The 24,854-nt window shown below is 69.5% G+C and carries 19 protein-coding genes and 1 pseudogene; 5 read left to right on the top strand and 15 right to left on the bottom strand.

Annotation, left to right across the window (positions count from 1 at the left end):
* Positions 1–74 precede the first annotated feature (74 nt).
* The 3 genes from CLV01_RS08110 to CLV01_RS08100 form a co-directional block, all read right to left on the bottom strand.
* Complete coding sequence (locus CLV01_RS08110; RefSeq protein ID WP_013804017.1) at positions 75–1,460, bottom strand: 8-oxoguanine deaminase; 1,386 nt, start codon at positions 1,458–1,460, stop codon at positions 75–77.
* A gap of 112 nt (positions 1,461–1,572) precedes the next feature.
* Positions 1,573–2,481, bottom strand: a complete 909-nt coding sequence (locus tag CLV01_RS08105; RefSeq protein ID WP_099734582.1) for a LysR family transcriptional regulator — start codon at positions 2,479–2,481, stop codon at positions 1,573–1,575.
* 57 nt (positions 2,482–2,538) lie between these two features.
* Positions 2,539–4,185: an ABC transporter permease gene (locus tag CLV01_RS08100; protein WP_099734583.1), complete on the bottom strand. Its 1,647-nt coding sequence runs from the start codon at positions 4,183–4,185 to the stop codon at positions 2,539–2,541.
* Between the two features lie 212 nt (positions 4,186–4,397).
* Between CLV01_RS08100 and CLV01_RS08095 the strand changes: the two genes are divergently transcribed.
* The 4 genes from CLV01_RS08095 to CLV01_RS08080 all read left to right on the top strand — a co-directional run bounded on the left by CLV01_RS08095 (position 4,398) and on the right by CLV01_RS08080 (position 8,025).
* Positions 4,398–5,495, top strand: coding sequence for an ABC transporter ATP-binding protein (locus tag CLV01_RS08095; protein WP_099735199.1), 1,098 nt, complete (start codon positions 4,398–4,400; stop codon positions 5,493–5,495).
* A gap of 97 nt (positions 5,496–5,592) precedes the next feature.
* The gene (locus CLV01_RS08090) at positions 5,593–6,972 is read left to right on the top strand and encodes a SpoIIE family protein phosphatase (RefSeq protein WP_099734584.1); all 1,380 of its coding nucleotides are present in this window, start codon (positions 5,593–5,595) and stop codon (positions 6,970–6,972) included.
* On the top strand, positions 6,969–7,601 hold the full coding sequence (locus CLV01_RS08085; protein WP_034390625.1) for a DUF6272 family protein: 633 nt from the start codon (positions 6,969–6,971) through the stop codon (positions 7,599–7,601). The genes CLV01_RS08090 and CLV01_RS08085 overlap by 4 nt, the downstream gene beginning before the upstream one ends.
* 37 nt (positions 7,602–7,638) lie before the next feature.
* Positions 7,639–8,025, top strand: a complete 387-nt coding sequence (locus CLV01_RS08080) for a DUF1987 domain-containing protein (protein ID WP_099734585.1) — start codon at positions 7,639–7,641, stop codon at positions 8,023–8,025.
* A gap of 25 nt (positions 8,026–8,050) precedes the next feature.
* Here the strand turns inward: CLV01_RS08080 and CLV01_RS08075 are convergent, their stop codons facing one another.
* From CLV01_RS08075 to CLV01_RS08045, 7 genes and pseudogenes are all read right to left on the bottom strand, one after another.
* A complete protein-coding gene (locus CLV01_RS08075) occupies positions 8,051–8,527 on the bottom strand; it encodes a GNAT family N-acetyltransferase (RefSeq protein WP_099734586.1) in 477 nt (158 codons plus the stop codon).
* A gap of 14 nt (positions 8,528–8,541) precedes the next feature.
* Positions 8,542–9,291, bottom strand: coding sequence for a lysophospholipid acyltransferase family protein (locus CLV01_RS08070; RefSeq protein WP_099734587.1), 750 nt, complete (start codon positions 9,289–9,291; stop codon positions 8,542–8,544).
* A 2-nt stretch (positions 9,292–9,293) separates the two neighbouring features.
* Entirely contained in the window at positions 9,294–10,589 is a 1,296-nt protein-coding gene (locus tag CLV01_RS08065) for a dihydroorotase (protein WP_034390617.1), read from the bottom strand.
* 78 nt (positions 10,590–10,667) lie between these two features.
* Positions 10,668–11,630 (bottom strand): aspartate carbamoyltransferase catalytic subunit, encoded by a 963-nt coding sequence (locus CLV01_RS08060; protein WP_012203510.1) that lies wholly within the window; start codon positions 11,628–11,630, stop codon positions 10,668–10,670.
* 2 nt (positions 11,631–11,632) lie between these two features.
* Positions 11,633–12,151, bottom strand: coding sequence for a bifunctional pyr operon transcriptional regulator/uracil phosphoribosyltransferase PyrR (pyrR, locus tag CLV01_RS08055; RefSeq protein WP_013804027.1), 519 nt, complete (start codon positions 12,149–12,151; stop codon positions 11,633–11,635).
* Positions 12,148–12,605: pseudogene (ruvX, locus tag CLV01_RS08050) on the bottom strand (Holliday junction resolvase RuvX). The gene pyrR and the pseudogene ruvX overlap by 4 nt, the downstream one beginning before the upstream one ends.
* Positions 12,602–13,201, bottom strand: coding sequence for a YqgE/AlgH family protein (locus CLV01_RS08045; RefSeq protein ID WP_012203507.1), 600 nt, complete (start codon positions 13,199–13,201; stop codon positions 12,602–12,604). The pseudogene ruvX and the gene CLV01_RS08045 overlap by 4 nt, the downstream one beginning before the upstream one ends.
* 24 nt (positions 13,202–13,225) lie before the next feature.
* Between CLV01_RS08045 and CLV01_RS08040 the strand changes: the two genes are divergently transcribed.
* The gene (locus CLV01_RS08040) at positions 13,226–14,719 is read left to right on the top strand and encodes a cryptochrome/photolyase family protein (protein ID WP_099734589.1); all 1,494 of its coding nucleotides are present in this window, start codon (positions 13,226–13,228) and stop codon (positions 14,717–14,719) included.
* A gap of 15 nt (positions 14,720–14,734) precedes the next feature.
* Here CLV01_RS08040 and CLV01_RS08035 read toward each other — a convergent pair whose 3' ends face one another.
* The 5 genes from CLV01_RS08035 to CLV01_RS08015 all read right to left on the bottom strand — a co-directional run bounded on the left by CLV01_RS08035 (position 14,735) and on the right by CLV01_RS08015 (position 24,848).
* Positions 14,735–15,127, bottom strand: a complete 393-nt coding sequence (locus tag CLV01_RS08035) for a type II toxin-antitoxin system RelE/ParE family toxin (protein WP_043824195.1) — start codon at positions 15,125–15,127, stop codon at positions 14,735–14,737.
* Positions 15,128–15,159: 32 nt separating this feature from the next.
* Positions 15,160–15,462 (bottom strand): type II toxin-antitoxin system Phd/YefM family antitoxin, encoded by a 303-nt coding sequence (locus CLV01_RS08030; RefSeq protein ID WP_099734590.1) that lies wholly within the window; start codon positions 15,460–15,462, stop codon positions 15,160–15,162.
* Between the two features lie 129 nt (positions 15,463–15,591).
* Positions 15,592–22,002 carry an Hpt domain-containing protein gene (locus CLV01_RS08025; protein WP_099734591.1) on the bottom strand — a complete coding sequence of 2,137 codons (6,411 nt, stop codon included), beginning with the start codon at positions 22,000–22,002 and terminating at the stop codon, positions 15,592–15,594.
* Positions 22,003–22,052: 50 nt separating this feature from the next.
* Entirely contained in the window at positions 22,053–24,302 is a 2,250-nt protein-coding gene (locus tag CLV01_RS08020; protein ID WP_012203504.1) for a methyl-accepting chemotaxis protein, read from the bottom strand.
* An 18-nt stretch (positions 24,303–24,320) separates the two neighbouring features.
* Complete coding sequence (locus tag CLV01_RS08015; protein WP_012203503.1) at positions 24,321–24,848, bottom strand: chemotaxis protein CheW; 528 nt, start codon at positions 24,846–24,848, stop codon at positions 24,321–24,323.
* Between the last annotated feature and the right edge of the window lie 6 nt (positions 24,849–24,854).

The following is a 24,854-nucleotide window of genomic DNA, read 5'->3' as shown; positions in this document are numbered from 1 at the left end:
GGGGGAATGGCGCAGCGCGGCAGGTCGGCACCCGCGATGGCCTGGGTGCCGGCCTGCCGCGCTGCAGGTTTATGTCAGTGGCCCGCTGCGCGCTCGAACAGCGTGCGGGCCAGTTCGCGGTGGCGTGTCAGCACGCGCGGCAGGTCGGCCGTGAGCAGGTGGCCGTCACGGACCACGACGCGGCCGTTGATGACGCTGGTGGACACGTCGGTGGGCGTGCAGAACACCAGCGCGGCCACGGGGTCATGGCCTGCGCCCGCGTAGCCCACGCCCGACATGTCGAAGGCCACGAAGTCGGCCGACATGCCCGGCGCCAGCGCGCCGATGTCGTCGCGCCCCAGCACGCGCGCGCCGCCCAGCGTGGCGATCTCAAGCGCCTCGCGCGCGCCCATGGCGGCAGGGCCGTGGCCCACGCGCTGCAGCAGCAGGGCCTGGCGCGCCTCGCCCAGCATGTGGGCGCCGTCGTTGGAGGCGCTGCCGTCCACGCCCAGGCCCACGGGCACGCCCGCATCGCGCATGGTGCGCACGGGCGCAATGCCCGAGGCCAGGCGCATGTTGGAGCACGGGCAATGCGCCACGCCCGTGCCCGTGCGCGCGAACAGCGCAATGCCCTCGGCATCGAGCTTGACGCAGTGGGCATGCCAGACATCGGGGCCGACCCAGCCCAGGCTTTCGGCGTACTGCGCGGGGGTGAGGCCGAATTTCTCGCGCGAGAAGGCGACGTCGTTGTCGTTCTCGGCCAGGTGGGTGTGCAGCGACACGCCGTGCGCACGCGCCAGCACGGCGGACTCGCGCATCAGCTCGCGCGTCACCGAGAACGGCGAGCACGGCGCCAGCACCACGCGCAGCATGGAGTGGCGTGCGCTGTCGTGGTACTGCTGGATCAGGCGCAGGCTGTCGCGCAGGATGGCTTCCTCTTCCTCCACCACCGCGTCAGGCGGCAGGCCGCCCTTGCTGCGGCCCAGGCTCATGGAGCCGCGCGCCGCATGAAAGCGCATGCCCATCTGCTGCGCCGCGGCAATGGAGTCGTCCAGCCGAGCGCCATTCGGATACAGGTACAGGTGGTCGCTGGTGGTGGTGCAGCCCGACAGCATCAGCTCGGCCATGGCGGTCTGGGTGGAGACGTGGATCATCTCCGGCGTGAGGTGCGACCACAGCATGTACAGGTTGGTGAGCCACGAGAACAGCTCCGCATCCTGCGCGGCCGGCACGGCGCGCGTGAGGCTCTGGTACATGTGGTGGTGCGTGTTGACCAGGCCCGGCATCACCACGCGGCCGCGCATGTCCAGCACCTGGGCCGTGCCGTCGTCCACCATGCGGCGGTACTGCGGCGGCAGATCGGCCGTGGCGCCCACCCATTGCACGGCCGGGCCGTCGGCCACCAGGGCGCCGTCGCGGATCTCGCGGCGCTGCGCATCCATGGTGACGAGTACATCGGCGTTCAGTGCGATCAAGGTCATGGCGTTCTCTTCTTCGAAATGGAAAAGCCGCCAGTCTAGGAAGGACAAGCCATTGCCGATAGCGCTGAATTCCGCCCGATGTGTCCACAAAAAGTGGACAAGTGACTAAGACTCACCGCCCCCCGGCGAACAGCCTTGCCAGCGCCTGGCCGATGGACTGGGCCATCAGCTCCCCCGCCGCGCTCAACTGCCCCCTGGCCCGGCCGGTCAGCACCAGCGTCTGCCGCCGCAGATGCGCATCGCGCAAAGGCACGAAGACCAGGGCATTGCGGCTGCGTTCCTCCATCACGTCCAGCGGATTGAGCAGGGCAATGCCCTCGCCCAGCATGACCAGGCGCTGGATCAGCGCCATGGAGGTGGACTCGGCCACGGGCGTGACCTCGATGGCGTTGCGCGCAAAGGCTTCGTCCAGCAGGCTGCGGATGGACAGCGGCGGTGCGGGCAGGATGAGCGGATGGCCTATGCACTCGCTGAGCAGCACGGACGATTGGCGCGCCAGCGCATGCCGGGGCGGCACGATGGCGCCGATCTGCCATTCGCTGGTGGCCAGCGCGCGCAGCGCGGGGCGTTCGGACAGGTCGTAGGCCAGGCCCAGGTCGGCGTCGCCGCCTTCCACGGCGACCGCGATGTCGCTCAAGGGCAGGTCGATGATGCGCACCACGATGCCCGGGTGGCGCTGGCGGAATTCATGCACCAGCGAGGGCAGCAGCGAGCCGGCCAGCCCTGTGGTCGCGGCCACGGTGATCTCGCCGCTGCGCGCGCCCTGCAGTTCGGCAATGCGCTCGCGCAGCGCCGCATGCTCGCGCAGCGTGGCGCGCACATGGGCCAGCACCATCTCGCCCGTCGGGGTGAGGCGCAGGCGCTTGTGGATGCGCTCGAACAGGGGCGTGCCCAGCTCGGCCTCCAGGTCGAGGATCTGGCGGTTGACGGCCGTGGGGGCCACGTGCAGATGTTCGGCCGCCTTGCGGATGGAACCGCGGCGGACCACTTCGTCGAGATAGCGCAGGACTCTGGCGTGCATGGCGCGAGCGTAGCGGGGTTTGCCGGGCCGCGCTTTGCAGCACCCGGCAGCGCAGGCTCAGCGGGCCATGCCCGGGCGCTCGGCGCGCAGCGTGCGGCTGAGCATGATCACGGGGATCAGGCCCACCAGCACCAGGGCCAGCGACGGCAGAGCGGCCTCGCCCAGGCGTTCGTCGCGCGCGAGCTGGTAGGCCACGACGGCCAGGGTGTCGCTGTTGAAGGGGCGCAGCACCATGGTGGCGGGCAGCTCCTTCATCACATCGACGAAGACCAGCAGCGCCGCCGCCGCCGTGGAGCGCCTGAGCAGCGGCCAGTGCACGCGCGACAGCATGCCCCAGGCGCCCGTGCCCAGCATGCGGGCCGAGTCGTCCAGGCTGGGCGCGATGCGCGCATAGCCGCTTTGCATGGACTGCAGGGCCACGGCGCAAAAGCGCACCAGGTAGGCCCAGACAATGCCCACGGCGGTGGCCGTGACCAGGCCGGCAAAGCCCCATTCGGGCCGCACCTGCTGCACCCAGCCCACGGGCAGCAGCAGGCCGACGACGACGACGGCGCCCGGCACCGCATAGCCCAGGCTGGCCAGTTGCACCACGCCGCGCGTGACGGCCGACTCCTTGTGGCGGCGCACGGCAAACGCCAGGGCCACGGCGATGATCACGGCCAGCACCGAGGTGATGGTGCCCAGGCGCACGCTGTTGAGCGCCCAGTCGAGGAAGCGGTCCCAGGGCAGCACCGACCAGTCGGCCGCCAGCGGGCGCAGCATGAAGAACACGGGCGCCACAAAGCCCATGAGCACGGGCAGCAGGCACGCCAGCCAGGCCAGCGCGCAGCGCCAGCCGCGCAGGCGCAGCGGCTGCGCCTCGGCCGAGCTGGCGCGGCCCGCGCTGCCGGTGACGAAGCGCATGCGCCGCTGGGCGCGCAGCTCCAGCTGCAGCAGCAGCACTACCAGCACCAGCAGGAAGGTCGCCAGCTGCGCGGCGGCAATGCGGTTGTCCATGGACAGCCAGGCCTTGTAGATGCCCGTGGTGAAGGTCTGTATGCCGAAGTAGCTGACCACGCCGAAGTCGGCCAGCGTCTCCATCACCACCAGGGCCACGCCAGCGGCCACGGCCGGGCGCGCCAGCGGCAGCGCCACCGACCAGATGCGCCGCGACAGCGGCGCGCCCATCAGGCGCGCGGCCTCCATCAGGTGCGCGGCGCGCTCGCCCAGCGCGGTGCGCGCCAGCAGGTAGACATACGGGTAGAGCGAGAAGATGAAGACCCAGACCGCGCCGCCCAGGCTGCGCACCTCGGGCAGGAGCCGGCCTTCCAGGCCATAGGTGTCGCGCATCCAGGTCTGCAGCGGGCCGCTGAACTGCAGGAAGTCGGTATAGGCATAGGCCGTGACATAGGCCGGCATGGCCAGCGGTAGCAGCAGCAGCCATTCGAGCTGGCGCCGGCCGCGGAAGTCGAACAGCGTCACGGCCGCCGCCGTGCCCGTGCCCACGATGGCCGCGCCCAGCGCCACCAGCAGGCCCAGCCAGACCGTGGTCCACAGATAGCCGGGCAGCACGGTGGCCGCCATCTCGCGCAGGATGGAGCCGGCCAGGGCATCGCCCTGCCCCACGGGCAGCCAGGAGCCGAGCACGGCCAGCACGGGCAGCATCAGCACCAGGGCCAGCAATAGCAGGGGAAGGGAGCGGAGTACGGACAACAGACGGCGCAAAGCGGAGGTCTCGGCTAGAGGATGAGGGGGAGGATCTGGCTGCCGGGCTATGGAACGGGCCGGGATCTGCGGCTACCGCCGGCCTGTGGGCCGATGTGCCGCCGAGACCGGACGCGCCTGCGGGCTGCTGGAGTCGGCGGGCTCCGGGCATGCCCCTGGCCCGCCAATGCAAATGCGAATTCTATTCATTTGCGCGGTTCTACAATCGCCGCATGTTTTTGACCGTCTCCCAACTCGAGGTGCGCTACCCGGGCCGCGACAGGCCTGCCGTGCAGGGCGTCACGCTGAATCTGGCCGCTGGCGACATCGGCGTGCTCATCGGCCCCTCGGGCTGCGGCAAGACCACGCTGCTGCGTGCCGTGGCGGGCCTGGAGCCCGTGAGCGGCGGCGAGATCCGCATCGACGGCCAGCTCGTGGGCAGCGCGGATTTCTCGCTCCCTCCCGAGCAGCGGCGCATCGGCATGGTGTTCCAGGACTATGCACTGTTCCCCCACCTGAACGTGGGCCGCAACTTGGCCTTCGGCATCCACCATCTGCCCAAGGCACGCCAGGCCGAGCGCGTGGCCGAGGTGCTGGAGCTGGTGGGCCTGGCCGGCAGCGCAGGGAGGTTTCCGCATGAGCTGTCAGGGGGCCAGCAGCAGCGCGTGGCACTGGCGCGCGCACTGGCGCCCAGCCCGCAGCTGATGCTGCTGGACGAGCCCTTCTCCAACCTCGACGTGGACCTGCGCGAGCGCCTGGCGCATGAGGTGCGCGGCATCCTCAAGGCTGCAGGCGCCACGGCCCTGTTCGTCACGCACGACCAGCTGGAGGCCTTTGCCATCGGCGACATGATCGGCGTGGTCCACCAGGGGCAGCTGCAGCAGTGGGACGATGCCTATTCGCTGTACCACCGCCCTGCCACGCGCTTCGTGGCGGACTTCATCGGCCACGGCGTCTTCGTGCCGGCCACGCTGGCGCCTTCGGGGGCCGGCGGCGTGGTGGCGCGCACGGCGCTGGGCGATCTGGTCGATCCGGCCACCTGCCCGCTGCCTGCGCAGTTCCCGGGCGGCGAATGCGATGTGCTGCTGCGCGCCGACGATGTGGTGCACGACGATGCCTCGCCCGTGCAGGCGCGCATCCTGCGCAAGGCGTTTCGCGGCTCGGAGTTCCTCTACACGCTGGAGTTGGCCAGCGGCCACAGCGTGATGGCCCATGTGCCCAGCCACCACGACCATGCGGTGGGCGAGTGCGTGGGGATCCGGCTCGACATGAATCACGTGGTCGCCTTCCCGCGAGAAACACAGGGCGCCCCGCAGTCCGCTGCAGCCTGAACCAGCGGCGTCCGCCGCGCCGTCCGGGCTTTGTCATTCGACGGTCACGGGTGGAACCCAGAATCAGTCACATCTTGTGACAATTCAAGGCCACCCCATGTTTGCTCTGGACCCCTCCTCCACGCAGCACCCCGCAGCGGATCAGCTACCTGACCCTGCACCTGTTCCCGCGCTGGCCCCGGCGCCCGCCGCGCCGCGCCTCGTGGCCCGCGCAGGCCAGCTCAGCCAGCCCACGGCACCGATTCCCCCCGAGGCCAGCAACGAGGATGTGCACCGGCTGTTCAGCGAGCAGCCTCTGCTCGAAACCCTGGCCGTGGTGGCCGACGACCGGCCGCTGGGCCTGATCAACCGCCAGCGCTTCATGGAGCAGTACGCGCGGCCCTTTGCGCGCGACGTGTTCGGCCGCCGCAGCTGCCTGGTATTCACCGACACCGCGCCCATGGTGGTGGCGGCCGGCCTGCCCATCGACCAGCTGGTGCAGCAGGCGCTGGCCAGCGGCAGCCGCGTGCTCAAGGACGGCTTCATCACCGTGGAGGAAGGCCGCTACGCAGGCATAGGCACGGGCCACGCGCTGATGGCCGCCATGTCCGACATCGAGGCCGACAAGACGCGCCAGCTCATGGCCAGCATCGACTACGCCAGCCTGATCCAGCGCTCGCACCTGGTCGAATCCGACCGCGTGCTCGCCAGCCAGCTGGCCGACCACGGCCTGCTGTGGGAGCCTCGCGACGTGGTGGGCGGCGATGCGTATTTCTTCCGCGCCACACCGCAGGGCCTGCTGGGCTGCATGTTCGACTGCACAGGCCACGGCGTGCCGGGCGCCTTCATGACGCTGATTGCGCTGTCCTTTCTCGAACAGGCCGTGGCGCCTGCAGGTATCGGCACCGGCACCGGCGCCGTCATCGACCCCGGCGCCCTGCTGGGCCAGATGAACCGCTACATCAAGCGCGTGCTGCAGCAGCGCAGCCGCGACGTCCAGCCCGCCTGGGGCGCACCGGCAGCGCCCGCCGATGGCCTGCCCGCCGAAAAATCCTCCAGCGACGGCCTGGACGCCGCGCTGTTCCTGCAGTCGCCCTGCGGCACGCAACTGCGCTTTGCCTCGGCCCGGCTGGACCTGCTGGTGGCGCCGCCCGGCGTGCAGGAGGCGGCCCAGGTGCAGATCCATGCCGGCGACAAGCTGGGCATAGGCTATGCGACCACGCCCGACGACGCGGCCTGGAGCACGCAGGAGCTGGAGGTCGCGCCCGGCTCGCTGCTGATGGTGGCCACCGATGGCGTCATCGACCAATTGGGCGGCCCGCGCCAGATCGCCCACGGCAGAAAGCGCCTGGCGCGCTTCCTGCACGAGCAGCACGACCGCCCCGCCGCCCAGGCCTGCGCCGAATTCCGGCAGGCCTTTGCCCAGTGGCAGGGCACGCAGCGCCGCCGCGACGATGTCTCGCTGCTGGTGTGGCGCAACCAGGCCCTGCAGTCATGAGCCCGTCCGAATTCGCGCACCTGCGCGCCCAGGCCGAGCACAACGGCCTGCTGCTGTACTACGCGGGCACCTTCAACCCCAATGTGATCCAGGCGGCAGCCGACACGCTCAAGTGCCGGCTGGCCAGCGAGGACGGATCGAGCAGCGCCAAGCGCAAGCTGTTTTCCACCTTCATCGAGATGGCGCAGAACGTGCTGCACTACGCGGCGCCGCTGCCTGCCTCTGACGCCGGAGCCAGCCAGGCACTCGGCGAACCCGTGGCACAGGGCGCCATCGGCGTGGGCCGCATCGATGCACCGGCCGGTGCCCCGGACGCGGGGGCCGATCAGGCACAGGCGCGCTTTTGGATTGCCTGCAGCAACGCCGTGCGCCGCGAACATGTGCCGCGCCTGGCCGCCAAGCTGGATGCCGTGCGCGCCATGAGCCACCCCGAAATCAAGGCCGCCTACAAGGCCCAGCTGCACAACACCGACCACAGCGCCAGCGATGACATCAGCCGCGGCGCGGGCCTGGGCTGGCTGACCATTGCGCGCGACGCCTCGGCACCGCTGCAGTACCACATCGCCACGGGAGAGGACGCCGCAGATACCGCGCCCCATGCCGTGTTCCACGTCAAGGCGCTGATCTGAGCGCCGGGACCCCTTCCCGAATCCGAATGACGCCGCCATGCAAGCCCTGAAATCCGAACGCACTTCCGTCACGCCCGAAGTGGTCTTCTCGCCGGCCGAGCAGCTTTTGCGCATCGAAGGCGAGTGCTATCCCGAAAACCCGCTGCCCTTCTTCACCCCCCTGCTGGCCATGCTGGGCCAGTACTTCGAGGCCAGCCAGCCCGCACGCTTCGTGGCCGAGGTGAAGCTGCAGTACATCAACAGCGCATCGACCATGGGGCTGCGCTCGCTGTTCGAGCTGCTCGACCATGCAGGCAGCAAGGGCACGGACATCCGCGTGATCTGGGCCTTCGACGAGGAAGACGACGCCATCGAGGAACTGGGCGCCGACCTGGTGGAGGACTTCGCCAACCTGGTGCTGGAGCGACAGCCCTACAGCAACTGAGGGCGGGCCTGCTCCGCCCTGGCCTTCAGGCCAGCGGCTTGCCCATGAGCACCGTGGTCAGGCCGCAGTCCCATTCCTCGTCGGGATAGGTGTCCAGCGTGGCGTAGCCCTGCGCCGTGTAAAAGCCCAGGGCCTGGGTGTTGAAGCTGTCGGTCTCCAGGCGCACCTGGGCGTGGCCGGCGGCGCGCAGAGCCTGCTCGGCATGGGCCAGCAGGGCACGGCCCACGCCGCGCCCCTGCCAGGCCGGCAGCACATGCAGGGCGCCGATGAAGTCATCCACCCAGTCCACGAAGCCGGCGACCACGCCACCGCACTCGGCCACCCAGAACAGGTGGCCGCGCGACTGCACGTACTGCGCGGTCTTGCCGGAGGCGCAGAACTGCGCATGCTTGTCCGCCGTTAGCTGGGGCTTCCAGGTGCTCTCGTAGGTGGCCCAGAGAACGGCGTTCAGGGCGGGAAGGTCATCAGGCCGCGAGGGCCGGAGCGTGAGAGTGTCAGTCATGTCGCTGGCAGCGTTCAGGCCTGGCGCAGCCGGTCCACCTCGGCATGCAGGTCCTGCGACCAGACGCGGCGGTCGCGGCCTTCGGCCGTCTGCGGCTGCCCATAGTGGACGACGGCCACCAGGTCGTCGGCGCACAGCGTGCGCCAGATGGAGCCCAGCAGGGTTTCATCGCCCTCGTAGCTGGGTGCGTGGCTGATCTGGCCGATGGCGCCGTCGATGAAGCGCAGGCCCACGGGCAGCACGGGCGCATCGATCTGCACGGCCGCCTGCAGCAGGTTGGCATGAAAGGGCAGCAGCTTGCGGCCGTCGCCCGTCGTGCCTTCGGGGAAGATGGCCAGGATCTCGCGGCGCTGCAGGGATTCCTCCATGCTCTGCACCATGCGCCGGGCATCGCGGCGCGAGGTGCGCTCGATGTACAGCGTGCCCGCCGCCGTGGCCAGCGTGCCGATCAGCGGCCAGCCCTTGACGTCGGACTTGGAGATGAAGCGGCAGTGCCGCGCCGCATGCAGCACGGGAATGTCGAGCCAGGAAATATGGTTGCTGACCATGAGCATGGGGCCCTGGCGCGGCGGCTCGCCCTGGATCTCCAGGCGCACGCCCGCATGGGCCAGCAACTGCAGGGCCCAGGCCTGCACATGGGCGTGCTGGCGCGCCTCGGGCAGCTGCGGAAAGCGCAGGGCCACGATCCACAGCCCCTTGCACACATGGCCGAACAGGCGCGCTGCGCGCAGCGTGGCGCGCCCTCCCCTGCGCAGACGGCTCATGTTCAGCGGCGTTCGAATGCCACGCGGCCGTCGACCAGCGTGCAGCGCACGCGGGCCGGCAGCTCGTAGCCGCCGAAGGGCGTGCTCTTGCCCTGGCTGGCCAGCTCCTGGGGCTTCACGGTCCAGGCCGCCTGCGGATCGACGATGCACAGGTCGGCCACGCCGCCCTCGGCCAGACGGCCCAGTTGCTCCTGCAGCTCGCCCAGCGCCGATCCCAGCACCTGCACGGGCGATGCCGTGATGGCGGCCAGTGCGCGGTTCAGGGGCACACCGCTTTCCTGCGACCACTTGACGGCCAGCGACAGCAGCAGCTCCACGCCCGTGGCGCCGGGCTCGGCCTCGGCAAAGGGCAGGACCTTGGCGTCTTCATCGACGGGCGTGTGGTCGGAGACCAGGGCGTCGATGGTGCCATCGGCCAGCGCGGCAGACAGCGCATCGCGGTCGCGCTGCTGGCGCAGCGGGGGCGTGACGCGCGCGCTGCTGTCGAAGTAGCCGATATCGGTATCGGTCAGGTGCAGCGAGTTGATGGATACATCGGCCGTGACCTGCAGGCCTTCGGCCTTGGCACGGCGCACCAGCTCCACGCCCGCGGCGCTGGACAGGCGGCACAGGTGCACGCGCGCCTGGGTGCCGCGCATCAGCTCGAAGATGGTGTGCAGGGCAATCGTCTCGGCCGCCACGGGCACGCCGGACAGGCCCATGCGCGTGGCCAGCGGGCCGCTGGCGGCCACGCCCTTGCCCAGGTACAGCTCCTGCGGGCGCAGCCACACGGTGTAGCCGTAGGTGGCCGCATACGCCAGCGCGCGCTGCAGGGTCTGGGTGCTGGTCATGGGCACTTCGGCCTGGCTGAAGCCGATGCAGCCGGACTCGGTCAGCTCGGCCATCTCGGTCAGCACCTCGCCCTTGAGGCCCAGCGTCAGCGCGCCCAGCGGGAACAGGCGCGACTGGTGCAGCTTCTCGGCGCGGAACTTGAGCATCTCCACCAGGCCCTGCTCGTCGAGCACGGGGTCGGTGTCGGGCGGGCAGACCAGGCTGGTCACGCCCCCGGCCACCGATGCAGCCATCTCGGACTGCAGCATGCCTTCGTGCTCGTGGCCGGGCTCGCGCAGGCGCACGGCCAGATCGACCAGGCCCGGCAGCACCCAGCAGCCGGCGGCATCGATCTCGCGTTCTGCGGCAAATCCCTCGGGCGCCTTGCCGATGGCCAGCACCTTGCCGCCGTCGATGGCCACGTCGGCCTGCTGGTCCAGGCCCCGTGCCGGGTCCATCACTCGGCCGTTGCGGATGAGTATCTTCATGGTTTGCTACCCCGTAGACCGCAGGCGGCGCATGGGCTGCGGCCTGCGGCGATCAAAAACATTTGCGTGTGTGGAGGCTCAAGCCTCGTTACCGGCGACGATGGACATGACGGCCATGCGGACCGCGATGCCGAAGGACACCTGCGACAGGATCACGGCCTGCGGGCCATCGACCACTTCGGAGTCGATCTCCACGCCGCGGTTGATGGGGCCCGGGTGCATGACGATGGCGTCCGGCTTGGCCAGGCGCAGCTTCTCGGCCGTGAGGCCGAAGCTCTTGAAGTATTCCTGGCTGGACGGCAGCAGGGCGCCGCTCATGCGCTCGTTCTGCAGGCGCAGCATGATGATCACGTCGCAGTCCCGGATGCCCTCTTCCAGCGTGTGGAAGACGCGCACGCCCATCTGCGCCAGGTCCGGCGGCACCAGGGTGCGCGGGCCGACGACGCGCACTTCGGCCGCGCCCAGCGTGGTCAGCGCATGGATGTCGGAGCGCGCCACGCGCGAATGCAGCACATCGCCCACGATGGCCACGCGCAGGTTGGCGAAGTCCTTCTTGTAGTGGCGGATGGTGTACATGTCCAGCAGCCCCTGCGTGGGGTGGGCGTGGCGGCCGTCACCGGCATTGACCACGTGGACATGGGGCGCCACATGCTGGGCGATGAGGTAGGGCGCGCCCGACTCGCTGTGGCGCACGACGAAGATGTCGGCGGCCATGGCCGAGAGGTTGGCGATGGTGTCCAGCAGCGACTCGCCCTTGCTGGCCGAGCTGCGCGCGATGTCCAGGTTGAACACGTCGGCCGACAGGCGCTTGGCCGCGATCTCGAACGTGGTGCGCGTGCGCGTGCTGTTCTCGAAGAACAGGTTGAACACGCTCTTGCCGCGCAGCAGCGGCACCTTCTTGACCTCGCGGTCATTGACGCTGACGAAGTTGGCCGCCGTGTCCAGGATGTGGGTGAGGATGTCCTTGGACAGTCCTTCGGTGGACAGCAGGTGGATCAGTTCGCCGTTCTTGTTGAGCTGGGGATTGCGCTTGTACAGCACGGTCAGGCCTCTTGGATGCGGAATTGGAAGACGCCGGCGTCATCGCGCGCCAGCGACAGCAGGCGGTCGGCCGGCAGCGCGATGCGCGCGGCGGCAAAGTCGGCCTGGAAGGGCAACTCGCGCCCGCCCCGGTCCACCAGCACCGCCAGGCGCACGCAGGCCGGGCGGCCGTAGTCATAGAGTTCGTTGAGCACGGCGCGCACGGTGCGGCCGGTGTAGAGCACGTCGTCCAGCACCAGGATGTCGGCGCCGTTCACGTCAAAGTCGATCTGCGTCTGGGCGCTGGTGGCCATGCCGCGCTGCGCGAAGTCGTCGCGGTGCAAGGCCGAGGACAGCACGCTGGGGTTGCCGGGCAGGTTCAGGTCCTTGTGCAGCCGCTCCACCAGCCAGGCGCCGCCCGAGGTGATGCCGGCCAGGCGGGTTTCAGGCCCCATGAGGCTGCGCACGCCGCGCAGCAGTTCGCGGTACAGGGCCTCGGCGTCCAGCACCAGGCTGCCGGCTCCCGCAATGGATTCACTCATGGAAGACTCCTCAAAAACTGTTCAAGAATGATGCAGGCCGAGGCCGCATCGGCATCCCTTGCGCCACCGGCCAGGGCCTCGGTGGTGCTGTAGCGCTCGTCCACCTCGTAGACAGGCAGGCCGAAGCGGCTCTTGAGCTGGCGGCCGAATTTCTTCGCCCGCGCCGTGTTCTCGTGCGCATTGCCGTCGGGGTGGTAGGGCACGCCGATGACCAGCGCATCGGGCTGCCACTCCTTGATGCGCTCACCGGCCTGGGCCAGGCGGGCCTCGCCGGCCTCGGCGCGGATGGTGGGCAGCGGGTTGGCCGAGCGCAGCATGCGCGTGCCCACGGCGCAGCCCGTGCGCTTGGCCCCGAAGTCGAAGGCCACGAAACTCTGGAAATGGGGGGAACGGTGGGCGGCACGGCCGTGCCGGCTGCCGCTGCTGCCTGGGACTCGGGAGCGGGCAGGCTCATGCGCGCCCCGCTTCGGGCGAGATCATCCAGCGCTGCAGGCCCAGCAGGCCCAGGGCGCGGTCATAGCGGTCGTCGACCGGGGTGTCGAAGATGACGTTGGCGTCGGCGCCCACCGTGAGCCAGGCGTTTTCGGCCAGCTCCGACTCCAGCTGTCCCTCGCCCCAGGACGCATAGCCCAGGGTGACCAGCAGGCGCTTGGGGCCTGCGCCGTCGGACAGGGCTTCGAGCACGTCCTTGGAGGTGGTCATCTCCAGGCCACCGGGAATGGTCATGGTCGAGGCGTAGGCGGACTCGTCGTCGGGCGCGCCTTCGATGACCATGGGGTCGTGCAGCACAAAGCCGCGATCGGTCTGCACGGGCCCGCCGTTGAAGACACGGTTGCCGCGAAGGTCCTCGCGGCCCAGGGCCAGATCCACCTTTTCCAGCAAGCCTTCCAGCGTAAGCTGCGAGGGCTTGTTGATAATCAGACCGAGCGCACCGCGCTCGCTGTGTTCGCACAGGTAGATCACACTGCGCGAGAACGCTTCGTCTTCCAGGCCAGGCATGGCAATCAGGAAGTGGTGCGTCAGATTGATAGGCGCAGTTTCAGCAGACATAACCACGGATTTTACCGGCGATCCATGCCACCTTCTTACCCTGTGGGCTTGGTCTGGCTGCGGCGCGACCTGCGCCTGGCCGACCATGCTGCCCTCTACCATGCGCTGCGCCAATGTCGGCAGGTGCATTGCGTGTTCATCTTCGACGACGACATCCTCGCCCCCCTGCCCCGTGCAGACCGGCGCGTGGAGTTCATCTGCCAGAGCCTGAGCGGGCTGGACGATGCGCTGCGCCAGGCCTCGGGCCGCGCCGACACCGGCCTCATCGTGCGCCGTGGCCAGCCCGCTGAGCAGATCCCGGACCTGGCCCGGCAGCTCGGCGCCCAGGCCGTGTTCTGCAACTGGGACGACGAGCCCGACGCCCTGGCCCGCGACGCCCGCGTGCGCCAGGCCCTGGCCGCCGAGGGCGTGGCCCTGCACAGCTTCAAGGACCACATGGTCTTTGCGCGCGACGAGGTGCTGACCCAGGCCGGCGCGCCGTTCTCGGTGTTCACCCCGTACAAGAACGCCTGGCTGCGCCAGATCACGCCCTTCTTCCTGTCCGCCTATCCCAGCGAGCGCGACCTGCCCGAGCGCCTGGCCCCGCGCCCCGAAGGCGAGCGCCGCCCCGTGCCCACCGCAGCCGACCTGGGCTTCGAAGCCGGCACGCTGGACGGCCTGCGCCTGCCCACGGGCTGCGCTGGCGCCGAGGAACTGCTGGCCGACTTCCTGCCGCGCCTGCCGCGCTACAAGCAGGCGCGCGACTTTCCCGCCGTCAAGGGCCCCAGCTACCTGAGCGTGCACCTGCGCTTTGGCACGGTCTCCATCCGCCGCCTGGCAAGGCTGGCCTGGGAGCAGACGCAGAGCCAGCCCCATGATGCCGAGGGCGCCGCCACCTGGCTGTCCGAGCTGATCTGGCGCGACTTCTATTTCCAGATCCTGGCCCACCATCCGCACGTGGTGCACGCCAGCTTCAAGCACGCCTACGACGCCATCGTGTGGGATACCGGCCCCGAGGCCGATGCGCTGTATGCCGCCTGGTGCGAGGGCCGCACCGGCTATCCGCTGGTGGATGCCGCCATGCGCCAGCTCAACACCACGGGCTACATGCACAACCGGCTGCGCATGGTGGCGGCCAGCTTCCTGGTCAAGGATCTGGGCATAGACTGGCGCCGGGGCGAAGCCTGGTTTGCGCGCCAGCTCAACGACTTCGACCTGGCGGCCAACAACGGCGGCTGGCAGTGGGCGGCCTCCACGGGCTGCGACGCCCAGCCCTGGTTCCGCATCTTCAACCCCATCACGCAAAGCCAGAAGTTCGATGCCGATGCGCGCTTCATCGAGCGCTACGTGCCCGAGCTGGCCCGCCTGCCCGCCGCGCTGCGCCACGCGCCCTGGCAGGCCCGGCCGCTGGAGCTGGCCGAGGCCGGCGTGGTGCTGGGCACGGACTACCCCCATCCCGTGGTGGACCACGCAGCCGCGCGCGAGCGCACGCTGGCCCGCTACGGCGTGGTCAAGCAGGCGGCCGATGACTCCAAATGATTCCCACTGCCCACCTCATCGCTGCAGGGTCCAGTGATTCGGAAAATCGAAGGAAAGCTGCCTTTGGTGGCGGATCGAAAGCAGGTAAACCGTGCCCCTGATCCGCGCATACAGCAGCAGATAGTGGGCCATCACGTACTCACGCAGCTCGCCGTCCTTGTCGAGTGAGCCCAGTTGTTTCTTCAAACGTGCCAAGCCCCTGGCGCCCTCGACCGAGCGAGCCGGCAACTCAAGAAACGAGCGACCCATGCCAGGGAAGCTTTCCAGATTGGGGATGACGGTCTCCGTCAGTTCGTCCAGCAGCGCATCGAAGGCGTGCGGGGCCTGGGCCTCGATCAGGAAGTCCTCAAGCACTTGCAGGTTCCGCTCGAAGTTGCCCGTGAGCTTGACGGTGCTCCTGACTGCCATGCTGCGAGGCCGCGTTCAGGGCGTGCTATGCATTACCCGCCCGCCCTGGCAGCACGTCGGCGCTTGATGGCGCCCAGCGTGCTGCGCGCATCCTTGACCTCGCCCGCCGCCACATCCGCGAGGCCTTGGCTGGCATCGTCGATCAGCAGCAAATGGATTCGCTCGCGCTCCAGCTGATGGTAGTAGCCCAGCCGTTGGGCGTCGATGATGGCCACGTAGCTCTCACCGTTCTTGGTGATGATCTTCTCGGCCCCTGCCTTCACCTGGTCGGCCAGTTCAGACAGGTGTGCCCTGGCTTGCGACAGCGGAATCACGTCACCGGCAGAAATGGCCATGTTCGGCTCCCCCAGGAGTTGTACAGAATCCTGCACATCATAAGCACTTCGAAATGGGCTTCGCGCACGGGCCGTTGAAACAAAAAAGAGCAGCGGATGCTGCTCTTTTTTTGTTCAGGCCACCAGCCTTCAGGCCCCTTCGCCCAGGGGCTCGCTGTCCACCTGCAGCGACTGCGGCGCCAGCGGGCCGCCGCTGATGCTGCCGCCCTGCAGGGAGTAGTGCTGGATCAGGCCCAGCAGTTCCTCGTCCGAGTAGGGCTTGCCCAGGTAGTGGTTGGCGCCCAGCTGGCGCGCCATCTCGCGGTGCTTCTGGGCGATGCGCGAGGTGATCATGACCACGGGCAGGTCGCGCAGGGCCTCGTCGGCGCGGATGTTGCGCAGCAGGTCGAAGCCGTCCATGCGCGGCATTTCGATGTCGGACAGCACCAGGGTCGGGCGTTCCTCGGCCAGGCGCTCCATGGCCTGCAGGCCGTCGGCCGCCAGGGCCACGCGGTAGCCTTCGCGCTGCAGCAGGCGCTGGGTGACGCGGCGCACGGTGATGGAGTCGTCCACCACCAGCACCAGCGGCACCGAGGCCGGCCCTGCGCTGGCCAGCACGGCTTCGCCGTCGCCCTGGCCTGCGGCGCGCTCGGCCTCTTCGGTCCGGGCGCGCACCTCGTCGCCATAGACGTTGGCCAGCGCCACGGGGTTGTAGATCTGCACCACGGCGCCCGAGGCCAGCACCGACATGCCGGTCAGGCCGGGCAGGCGGGCCAGCTGGGGGCCGAGGTTCTTGATCACCACTTCCTGGTTGCCCAGCACTTCGTCCACGTGCAGCGCGATGCGCTGCGCCGCGCTGCGCAGGATGACCACGGGCCGGGTGCGGCCCACGGTTTCCTCGCTGCGCAGCGAGGACTGCCACAGCGCGCCGGCCCAGTAGAAAGGCAGGGTCTCGCTGCCGTCTTCGAAGCTGTGGCTGGCATAGGCCTGCTGCAGCAGCTCCAGCGGCGCGCGGCGCACGATTTCCACCAGGCTGGCGGGCACGCCGACCAGCAACTGGCCCGCGCGCAGCATGACCACCTGGGTGACGGCGGTCGTCAGCGGCAGCACGAGGCGGAAGGCACTGCCCCGGCCCGCCTCGCTGTGGGTTTCGATGCGGCCGCCCAGCGCGTTGACTTCGGAGCGCACCACGTCCATGCCGATGCCGCGCCCGGCCACGCCGGTCACCTCGGTGGCCGTGGTGAAGCCGGGCTCGAAGATCAGGCGGCCGGCGTCCTGCTCCGTCAGCGTCTGGTCCTCGGGCCACAGGCCCTGGGCCACGGCCTTGTCGCGGATGCGCTGCAGGTTCAGGCCGGCGCCATCGTCCTCCACCGACAGCGCCACGTCGTTGCGCTCCTGGCTCAGGATGATTTCAATGGTGCCCATGGCGGGCTTGCCTGCGGCGGCACGCTGCTCGGGCGACTCGATGCCGTGGGCCACGCAGTTGCGCAGCAAGTGCTCGAAGGCCGGCATCATGCGGTCCAGCATGCCCCGGTCCATTTCAATGGTGCCGCCCAGGATGTTCAGCCGCACCTGCTTGCCCATCTCCTTGGAGGTCTGGCGGACCACGGCGTACAGGCGCTCGGCCAGGGAGTCGAACTCCACCATGCGCGTGCGCAGCAGGTCGCGCTGCAACTCGCGGGCCTGGCGGCCCTGGGCGACCAGGTCGTCCTCGGCGCCGGCCATGTCGCGCTGCAGGTTGCGCTGCACGGTGGCCACGTCGTTGACCGACTCGGCCATCATGCGGGTGAGTTCCTGCACGCGCGTGAAGCGGTCGAACTCCAGCGGGTCGAAGCCCACGGCCGAGTCCTTGGACAGGGCCAGGCGCGACTGCATCTGGCTCTCGGCCTGGACCTCGATGTCGCGCAGCTGCATGCGCAGGCGCTCCAGGTTGCCGGCCAGCTCGTCCAGCGAGCCACGGGCCTGGGCCAGGCGCGCATCGACACGCGAGCGCGCAATCAGCACCTCGCCAGCCTGGCTGATCAGGCGGTCCAGCAGCTGGGCGCGCACGCGCACCGTCTGCTGGGCACCGGCGCGCAGCGGCGCAGTGACAGGCGCTGGCACAGGGGCTGCGGCCGTCGGTGATCCAGCCGCTGCCGATGCGTCGGAGGCCGCAGCCGCTGCGGGCTCGTCGAGGGAGATTTCATCGCCCAGGTCCAGCGGCGCTTCCTGCGCCTGCTCACCGGCCACGCGCAGCACGTCGAAGCCGGCCTGCAGCGCGTCGAAGCTGCCCAGCAAGGGCTCGATCTGCTCGGCGGTCGGAGATTCGCCATCGACCCGCTCCACGGCAGATTCAAGGCGGTGGGCCATCTCGCCCAGGCGCATGGCGCCCGCCAGCCGGGCACTGCCCTTGAGCGTGTGCAGGGCGCGCAGGGTTTCGTGGCGCGCCTCGTCCAGCGAGGGCCGGCCATGCCAGCGGCGCAGCGCGGCGCCCAGGCGGGGCAGCAGCTCGATGGCCTCTTCCTCGAAGATGGGGAACAGGTCGGGATCGACCTCGTCCAGCGCATCGATGTCATCGTCCAGGTCGCTGCCCACGGCCACGGCATGGGCGATGGCCTCGTCGATGCGGCGCTGCAGCTCGGCTTCGTGGCGCGCATCGTTGACCAGGGGGCGCATGGAGTAGGCCAGGGGCGCCACAGACGGTGTCTGCGCCTGGGCACCGGCGTCGAGCACGGCGTCCGTGCCATCGCTGGCGTCCTGAGGCTCCAGCTGGTCCAGCTGGTCCAGCTGGTCCAGTTGGTCCAGCTGCTCCAGCGCGTCCAGGCGGCTGTCCGGCGCGTCTGCGGCCTCGATGTCCAGCGCCAGCAGCGCCTGCAGGGCTTCTTCCACGCCCGGCTGGGGCGTCTTGAGGAAACCGGCGGCGAACTGGTGCAGCAGGCGCTGCACTTCGTCGGAGGCCGCCACGCAGGCGGCAACCTGGTCGGGCGTGCCACAGCGCTGCGGCTGCAGATGGGTCAGCGTATGTTCCAGCAGGCGCGCCAGGTCCGACAAGGCCTTGAAGCCCACGGTGGCCGAGCTTCCGGCCAGCGAATGCGCAAAGGCGACGGCGTCGTCGGGCACGGGCTCGCCGGGCTCGGTCGCCCACTGCTGCAGCGTCAGGTCCAGGCGGCGCGACCATTCGTCGGCCTCGTTGAGGTAGACGTTGTACAGCGGCGCGCTGATGCGCAGGCCATCCACGACCTTGAAGCCATCGGCGTCGATACCGGACAGATCCTCGTCGCCGGACTCTTCGGCCTGCGGGGTTTCTGCCTCGGGCACCTCGGGCGCCTTGACCGGCTCGACTGCGTCGGATGCTTCAACCGCTTCAACCGTTTCTGGCGCTTCGTCCGCTTCAACCGCCTCAACCGTTTCTGGCACCGCGATCATCTCGATCGCTTCGGCGGATGCCGATGCCGGGGTCAGGCCCAGATCCAGGTCCAGCCCCTCGAAAGGCGCCAGGGGCACGGCGGCTTGCGGTGCTTCAGTTTCAGTTCCAGCTTCGGCCTCGATGGCTTCGGCTTCGATGGCGGCGGCCTCGGGCAGCGCGGGCGGGTCGCCCGCGACGACGGCCAGGGCCTCCTGCTCGCTGTCGCGCATGGCGGCTTCGAAGGCCGCAAAGTCCAGTTCCTCGACGGCGTCGGTGGCAAGTTCGGCAGGCGCCTCGGCGGCTTGCGGCGTCAGTGCCTCCAGCGACTCCTGAGGCGCGGCGGCCGAAGGCTGGGGGTCCGGCTCCAGCAGGTCGAAGTCCAGCGCAAAGTCCAGCTCGCCAGAGCTCTGGACGGGCTGGACGGGCTGGGCGGGCGTGGCCTGCTCGGGCGCATCCAGGTGTTCTGCCTGCGGCTCCTGGGCCACGGGCGCGAATTCCTCGATTGCGGCGGGTGCGGGTGCGGGCTCGAGTTCGGGTTCGGGCTGTGCGAGGGGCTCGGCACGCGGTGTGCGCGGCACCAGGGCCACGTCGGCGCGCAGGCCTTCCAGGCGCATGGCATCGGCCGCAGCGCGGAAAGGCGTGGCCTGCCAGGCGTCGGCCTGGTGGCGCTCTATGGCCGAGGCCCAGGCGCCAAAGGCGCGCAGCGCATCGCTGGCCAGCTCCTGCATGGGCTGGGGCATGGCCTTTTGCTCGGCCAGCCAGGCGTTGAGCATCTGCTCCATGGCCCAGCCGGCTTCGCCGAATTCATCCAGGCCCACCATCCGCGAACTGCCCTTGAGCGTATGGAAGGCGCGGCGCAGCGTGGTCTGCTCGCTGAGGTTGCCCGGCTCGTCGGCCAGGGCGCGCAGGGCCTGCAGGCCGTTGTCCACCACCTCGCGGGCCTCTTCCAGGAAGATGCCCAGCAGTTCGTCGTCCGAGTCTTCTTCCGAGACCGACAGGCCGGCCGGCGGGGGCACGGGCGCGGACACGGATGCAGAGACCAATTCAGAGACGGTTTCAGGCGCAGATTCGGCTGCGGGCTCTGGCTCGGCCAGGGACTGGTCCAGCTGGAAGACCGGCTCGGCCGGTGCTTCGAGGGCCTTGGCGAATTGCGCCAGTTCCGCGGCATCGGCCAGCGCGTCCTGCTCGGCGGCGGCGGGCTGCGCCAGCGGCTCGGTCGCGATGTCCACGGGAGTCGGGGGCGGCGGGGGCGGCGTGGAGGGCGCGGAAAATTGCGGCTCGGCGATGGCGTCCTGCGGCACGGGCAGCGGCTGCGCCACGGCAACGGCTTCGCGCTGCGGCGGCACGGCGGCGGTGTCCAGGGCGGGCAGTTGCTCGGGCGCCTTGCCCGCATCATCGGCCCGGTGGCCGCGACGGCCCATGAGGATGCGCAGGCCGCCTTCGGCCTCGTCATAGACGAAGAGCTTGCGCGCCATGCTGCGCTGGTAGCTCAGCATGTCGATCAGAAAGCCCATGGCGCCCAGGCTGTTGCCCAGTTTCTCGAACACCTGGGGACGTTCTGCGTCGTCGATCTCACCCAACACCAGCCGTTCCACGGTCTCGCGCATGCGCTGCATGGCCTGCGTGGCCTGGTCCAGGCCCAGCACGGACAGCACGCCGCGCATCTGGGCCATCTGGCCCGAGACGGGTGCCAGCACGGTGGCATCGGCAGGATTGCGGAAATATTGGTCCAGGTGCCGCTCGGCCTCGGCCAGCGTGGCACGCAGCTCGCCCACGACCGAGCCCATGGTCTGGTGGTCGCTGGCCTGGCGGTACAGCTCCTCCATCCAGGGCTCCAGCGGACGCGCGGGCGCGCCCTGCAGGGATTCCTCCAGGCGCTGGACCAGGTTGGCGGACTGCTCGGCCAATTCCTCGTCGCCCATGTCCATGGTGGCAAAGGCCGCCTGCAGGTAGAGCACGGAGGTGGCCACTTCCATGGCCAGTTCGGCCGGTGGCGGCTCGCCGATGCGGGCCACGGTTTCGGCCACCTTGATCAGCATGCGCGCCAAGCCATGGCTGGCCGGGTGCAGCTTGACCAGGGATTCGGCCACCTGGGCGAACTGGTCCACCACGGTCTTGGTGCGGGCACGGTCGCCGCCGGCAAGGGCGGACCAGGTATCGGCTGCCGTGGTGATGCGCTTGCGCGCCTGCACCAGCACCGCCGGGTCGTAGCGGCCAAAGCGTGTCTGCTGGTAGTCCACCTGGGGCTGGGCCTGCATGCCGTAGGCCTGGCGCACCGCCTGCAGGGCGGCGCCAGCCTGCTCGGCAGGGCGGGCCTGGGCGCAGAAGAACAGCAGGTCCTGCAGCAGCCGCGCAGGCGGCGTGCGGTCGCCCTTGGCCATGGCCGCGTACTGCATGAGCACGCGCGAGGCCATGCGCTTGACGTACAGGTCGACCACGATCATCCCGCGCGACTGCGCGTCGAAGAAGCCGGCCGCCACCTTCCAGAAGCTGCGCGCGGTGACATCCTCGGTCTGGCCCACGGCAAAGCGCAGGCACAGGTCGCGCATCTGGGCGGCGGCCTCGCGGTCGTCGCTCTTGACCATGCGCAGCACCACGCCGTCGAGCAGGGCCCGGGCATCGGGGCCGTAGGCCAGCGGCTCGGGCTGGCGCGCCCACTCGGGCTCGCGCGCGCGGCGCTCGGCAGGCCACAGGTCGGCCGGGTGCACCTTGTCGTTGCCGGCCAGCGCCTGGGTGTCGCGGTATTGGGGAAACAGGGCCACGGCCGAGACGGTCTTGCCGGCCAGCACGGTTTCCAGGTATTCGATGAGCGCGAAGCTGGCGCGCTCCAGCGTGGCGGCAGCCTGGTCGGTGCACAGCTCGGGGCGCTGCACAAAGCGCTGCACGGCGCTTTCCATGCCGCGCAGCACCAGGGCCGGAGAGCCCAGGCCCACCATTTCGAGGGCGCCGCAGGCCTGGTGCAGTTGCTGGCGGGCGATGCGCAGGGCCGAGGTGTCAAGCTCCTCAAGGTCCGAGGCGCGTGCCGCATCGGCATCGCGCACGAAACGGGCCACCGCCTTGCTCGCCCCTTCCAGCGACTTGCGCAGCTCATCGAGCACCCAGGCCAGCGGGCCCAGGTCCTGTTCGGTGTGCGCGGCCTGCGCCGCGCCCGTTTGCGATTCGTCAACCACTGACATGGACAGTTCCCCAAGCCCCTAGGGCCTGTGCATAGCTATGTTGGACCGGGTCAGGCAATCTTGAAACGCGCCACCGACTGGCGCAGTTCCTCGGCCATGTGCGAGAGTTCGCGCACCTGCTGTGCCGTGGTGCGCGTACCTTCGCCCGTCTGCTCGGTCACCGCGAAAATGTGCTGGATGTTCTCGGCCACGTCGTTGGCCAGAACGGCTTCGCGCGAGGTGGACGAGGAGATCAGCTCGATCAGCTCGGCCAGATGGCGCGACACGGAGTCGATCTCGGTCAGCGCGGTGCCGGCGGAGTCGGACAGGCGGGCCCCCTCGACCACACCCTGGGTGGAGCGCTCCATGGCGGCCACGGCATCCTGGGTGTCGGTCTGAATCGCCTTCACCAGCGCCGCGATCTGGCGCGTCGCGTCGGCCGAGCGTTCGGCCAGGCGCTGCACTTCTTCGGCCACCACCGAGAAGCCGCGACCGGCTTCACCGGCCGATGCGGCCTGGATGGCGGCGTTCAGCGCCAGCACGTTGGTCTGCTCGGTAATGTCGGAAATCAGCTCGGTGATTTCGCCGATCTCCTGCGAGGATTCGCCCAGCCGCTTGATGCGCTTGGAGGTTTCCTGGATCTGGTCGCGGATGGAGTTCATGCCGCCGATGGCGTTCTGCACGGCCTTCAGGCCCAGGTCCGCAGCTTCCAGCGACTGGCGCGCCACCTGGGCAGATTCCTGCGCCTGGGTGGAGACCTCGTTGATGCGGCCGGCCATGTCCAGCACGGAGCGGCCGGTTTCGCGGATCTCGCGCAGCTGTTCGGTCGATGCGGCCAGCAGCTCGGTGGAGTTGGCATCCACCTCGGCCGTGGTCTGCGCCACGCGCGTTGCCGTGTTCTGCACGCTGCCCACCAGGGCGCGCAACTCTTCCACCGTGTAGTTCACCGAGTCGGCGATGGCGCCGGTGATGTCCTCGGTCACGGTGGCTTCCTGCGTCAGATCGCCCTCGGCCACCGACTGCAACTCGTTCATCAAACGCAAAATGGCGGCCTGGTTGGCGTCGTTGATGCGCTTGGCTTCATGCTCCTGCACGCGCGACTCTTCCTGGCGGCGTTCGGCAGCTTCCTGGCGCAGGCGGCTGTCGAGCAGCTGCACGCGGGACAGGCCCACGCCGCACAGCAGCACCAGCACGGTGGCCAGGGCCAGCAGGCCCATGGGCAGCGAGCCGATGCCGGCGCCGCTTTGCAGCTTGGTCTGCAGGTCTTCCAGTTGGCGGCGCAGCGGTTCGCTGTCGGCGTTGATGGCGGTCTGTGCCTCGCGGGCGGAGACCAGGCCCTGCAGGTTGCCCAGAATGGCGCTGGCCTCGGTGCGGGTCTCTTCGTAGAGCTTGATCAGTGCCTCGATCTGCTCGCGGGTCTGGGCGTCGCGCGTGGGGGGCAGGCGCAGTTCGCTGCTGCCGCCCAGCAGGCTTTCGGAGATTTCCTTGAACGAGTTCAAGTCCTTGCCCAGCAGGAACACGGCCTCGGGGCTCACGCCTTCGGCGGTCTGGAATTCGTTGGCCGACTTGCCGATACGCTGGGTCAACATCACCAGCTGGCCTGCGGCCGAGATCTCGGCGGGGCTGGCGCCCTGCTGCAGCTTGAGCGAGGAGATGGTTTCGGCGATCTCCAGCAGGTCCGAGGACTGCCGGTTGATGGTGCGCAGCGCGTCGCCGACCTGGGTCAGGATCTGCTTTTGCTCCATCACCACCTTGGCGCTTTGCTCGGCGCGCTCCATCAGCGGCATGATCTGGCCCAGCTCGTCGGCGTAGGCGCCGCCCAGCGGGCGCACGCCCATGGAGTCATCGCCCGAGGTGAGGGCGCGCACGTTGCGCGCCAGCACGCCCGCACTGTCTTGCACGTCCGCAAACGAAGGTGCCGCGCCGGTCAGCGCCTGCGACACCGACTTGGCAAGGCGCTGCGACTGCATCAGGGCCTGGCCGGTGGCGGCCAGCTGCTGTGCCGAGCCGTCCGCCTGGCGCAGAGCCCATGCCGCCGCCAGCACCAGGGCCAGCACGGAAACGCCCAGCAGCGTGGACAGCGTGCGCTGGTGGCGCGCGGCAGGCGCGCGGCCCAGCAGCGGCAGGACCACCGTTTCCTGGTCCAGGACTGCGCCGGCGTCGCCCGGCATGGCGTCAGGCGCGCCCTGCACGGTCATGGACGCATCGAGTGCGTACATATCCTGGGAGACGGTGTCTCCGAGCATGCTGTTGTCCGCGCCCGAGCCGGAGTCGGCCGGCTTGCGTTGGAAGCGATTTGCAAGACGTTGCAAGAATGACATGGGACGACCTTCAGAAACTCAGGCGCGAATGCTCAGAAACTCGGAGGTTTGGGACAGGCGCTGCAATTGCAGCTCCTGCCAGCGGTGGCCCGCTTCATCGATATGCACGGGGCCGAAAAAGGCGGGGGATTGCTCGGGCGCGGGCTCGGTGCGCACAAAGGCGTCGGCGCTGCGCAGGCCCTGCAGGCGGTCCACCAGCAGGGAGGCGTTCACCTCCAGCGCGGCATTGAAGGCCAGCAGGCTGGACTCGGCCAGCGCCGGTTCGCTGCGCGCCACGCCATGGCCCAGCAGGCTGGCCAGGTCGATCACCCCGGCCAGGGTGCCGCGCAGGTTGGCAATGCCCAGGAACCAGGGCTTTGTATAGGGCACGGGCTGTACGCCGGCCCAGGGAAAGATCTCGCCGGACTGGCCCAGCGGCATCAGGTAGTTGCGCCCGCCGGCCTGGACGGCCAGCCAGGCCGCCACCTTGACGCCTTCGCTGCGTGCGGCCTGGAGACGGCCGGCCAGACGGGATTGCAGATCGCGCAGTGCTTCACGGTTCGCCATGGCCAG

It is taken from the genome of Delftia sp. 60, assembly GCF_002754395.1.
Lineage (GTDB): Bacteria > Pseudomonadota > Gammaproteobacteria > Burkholderiales > Burkholderiaceae_C > Comamonas > Comamonas acidovorans.
Note: the sequence above shows the minus strand (reverse complement) of the source record. Positions and strands in the feature narration are given on the sequence as shown.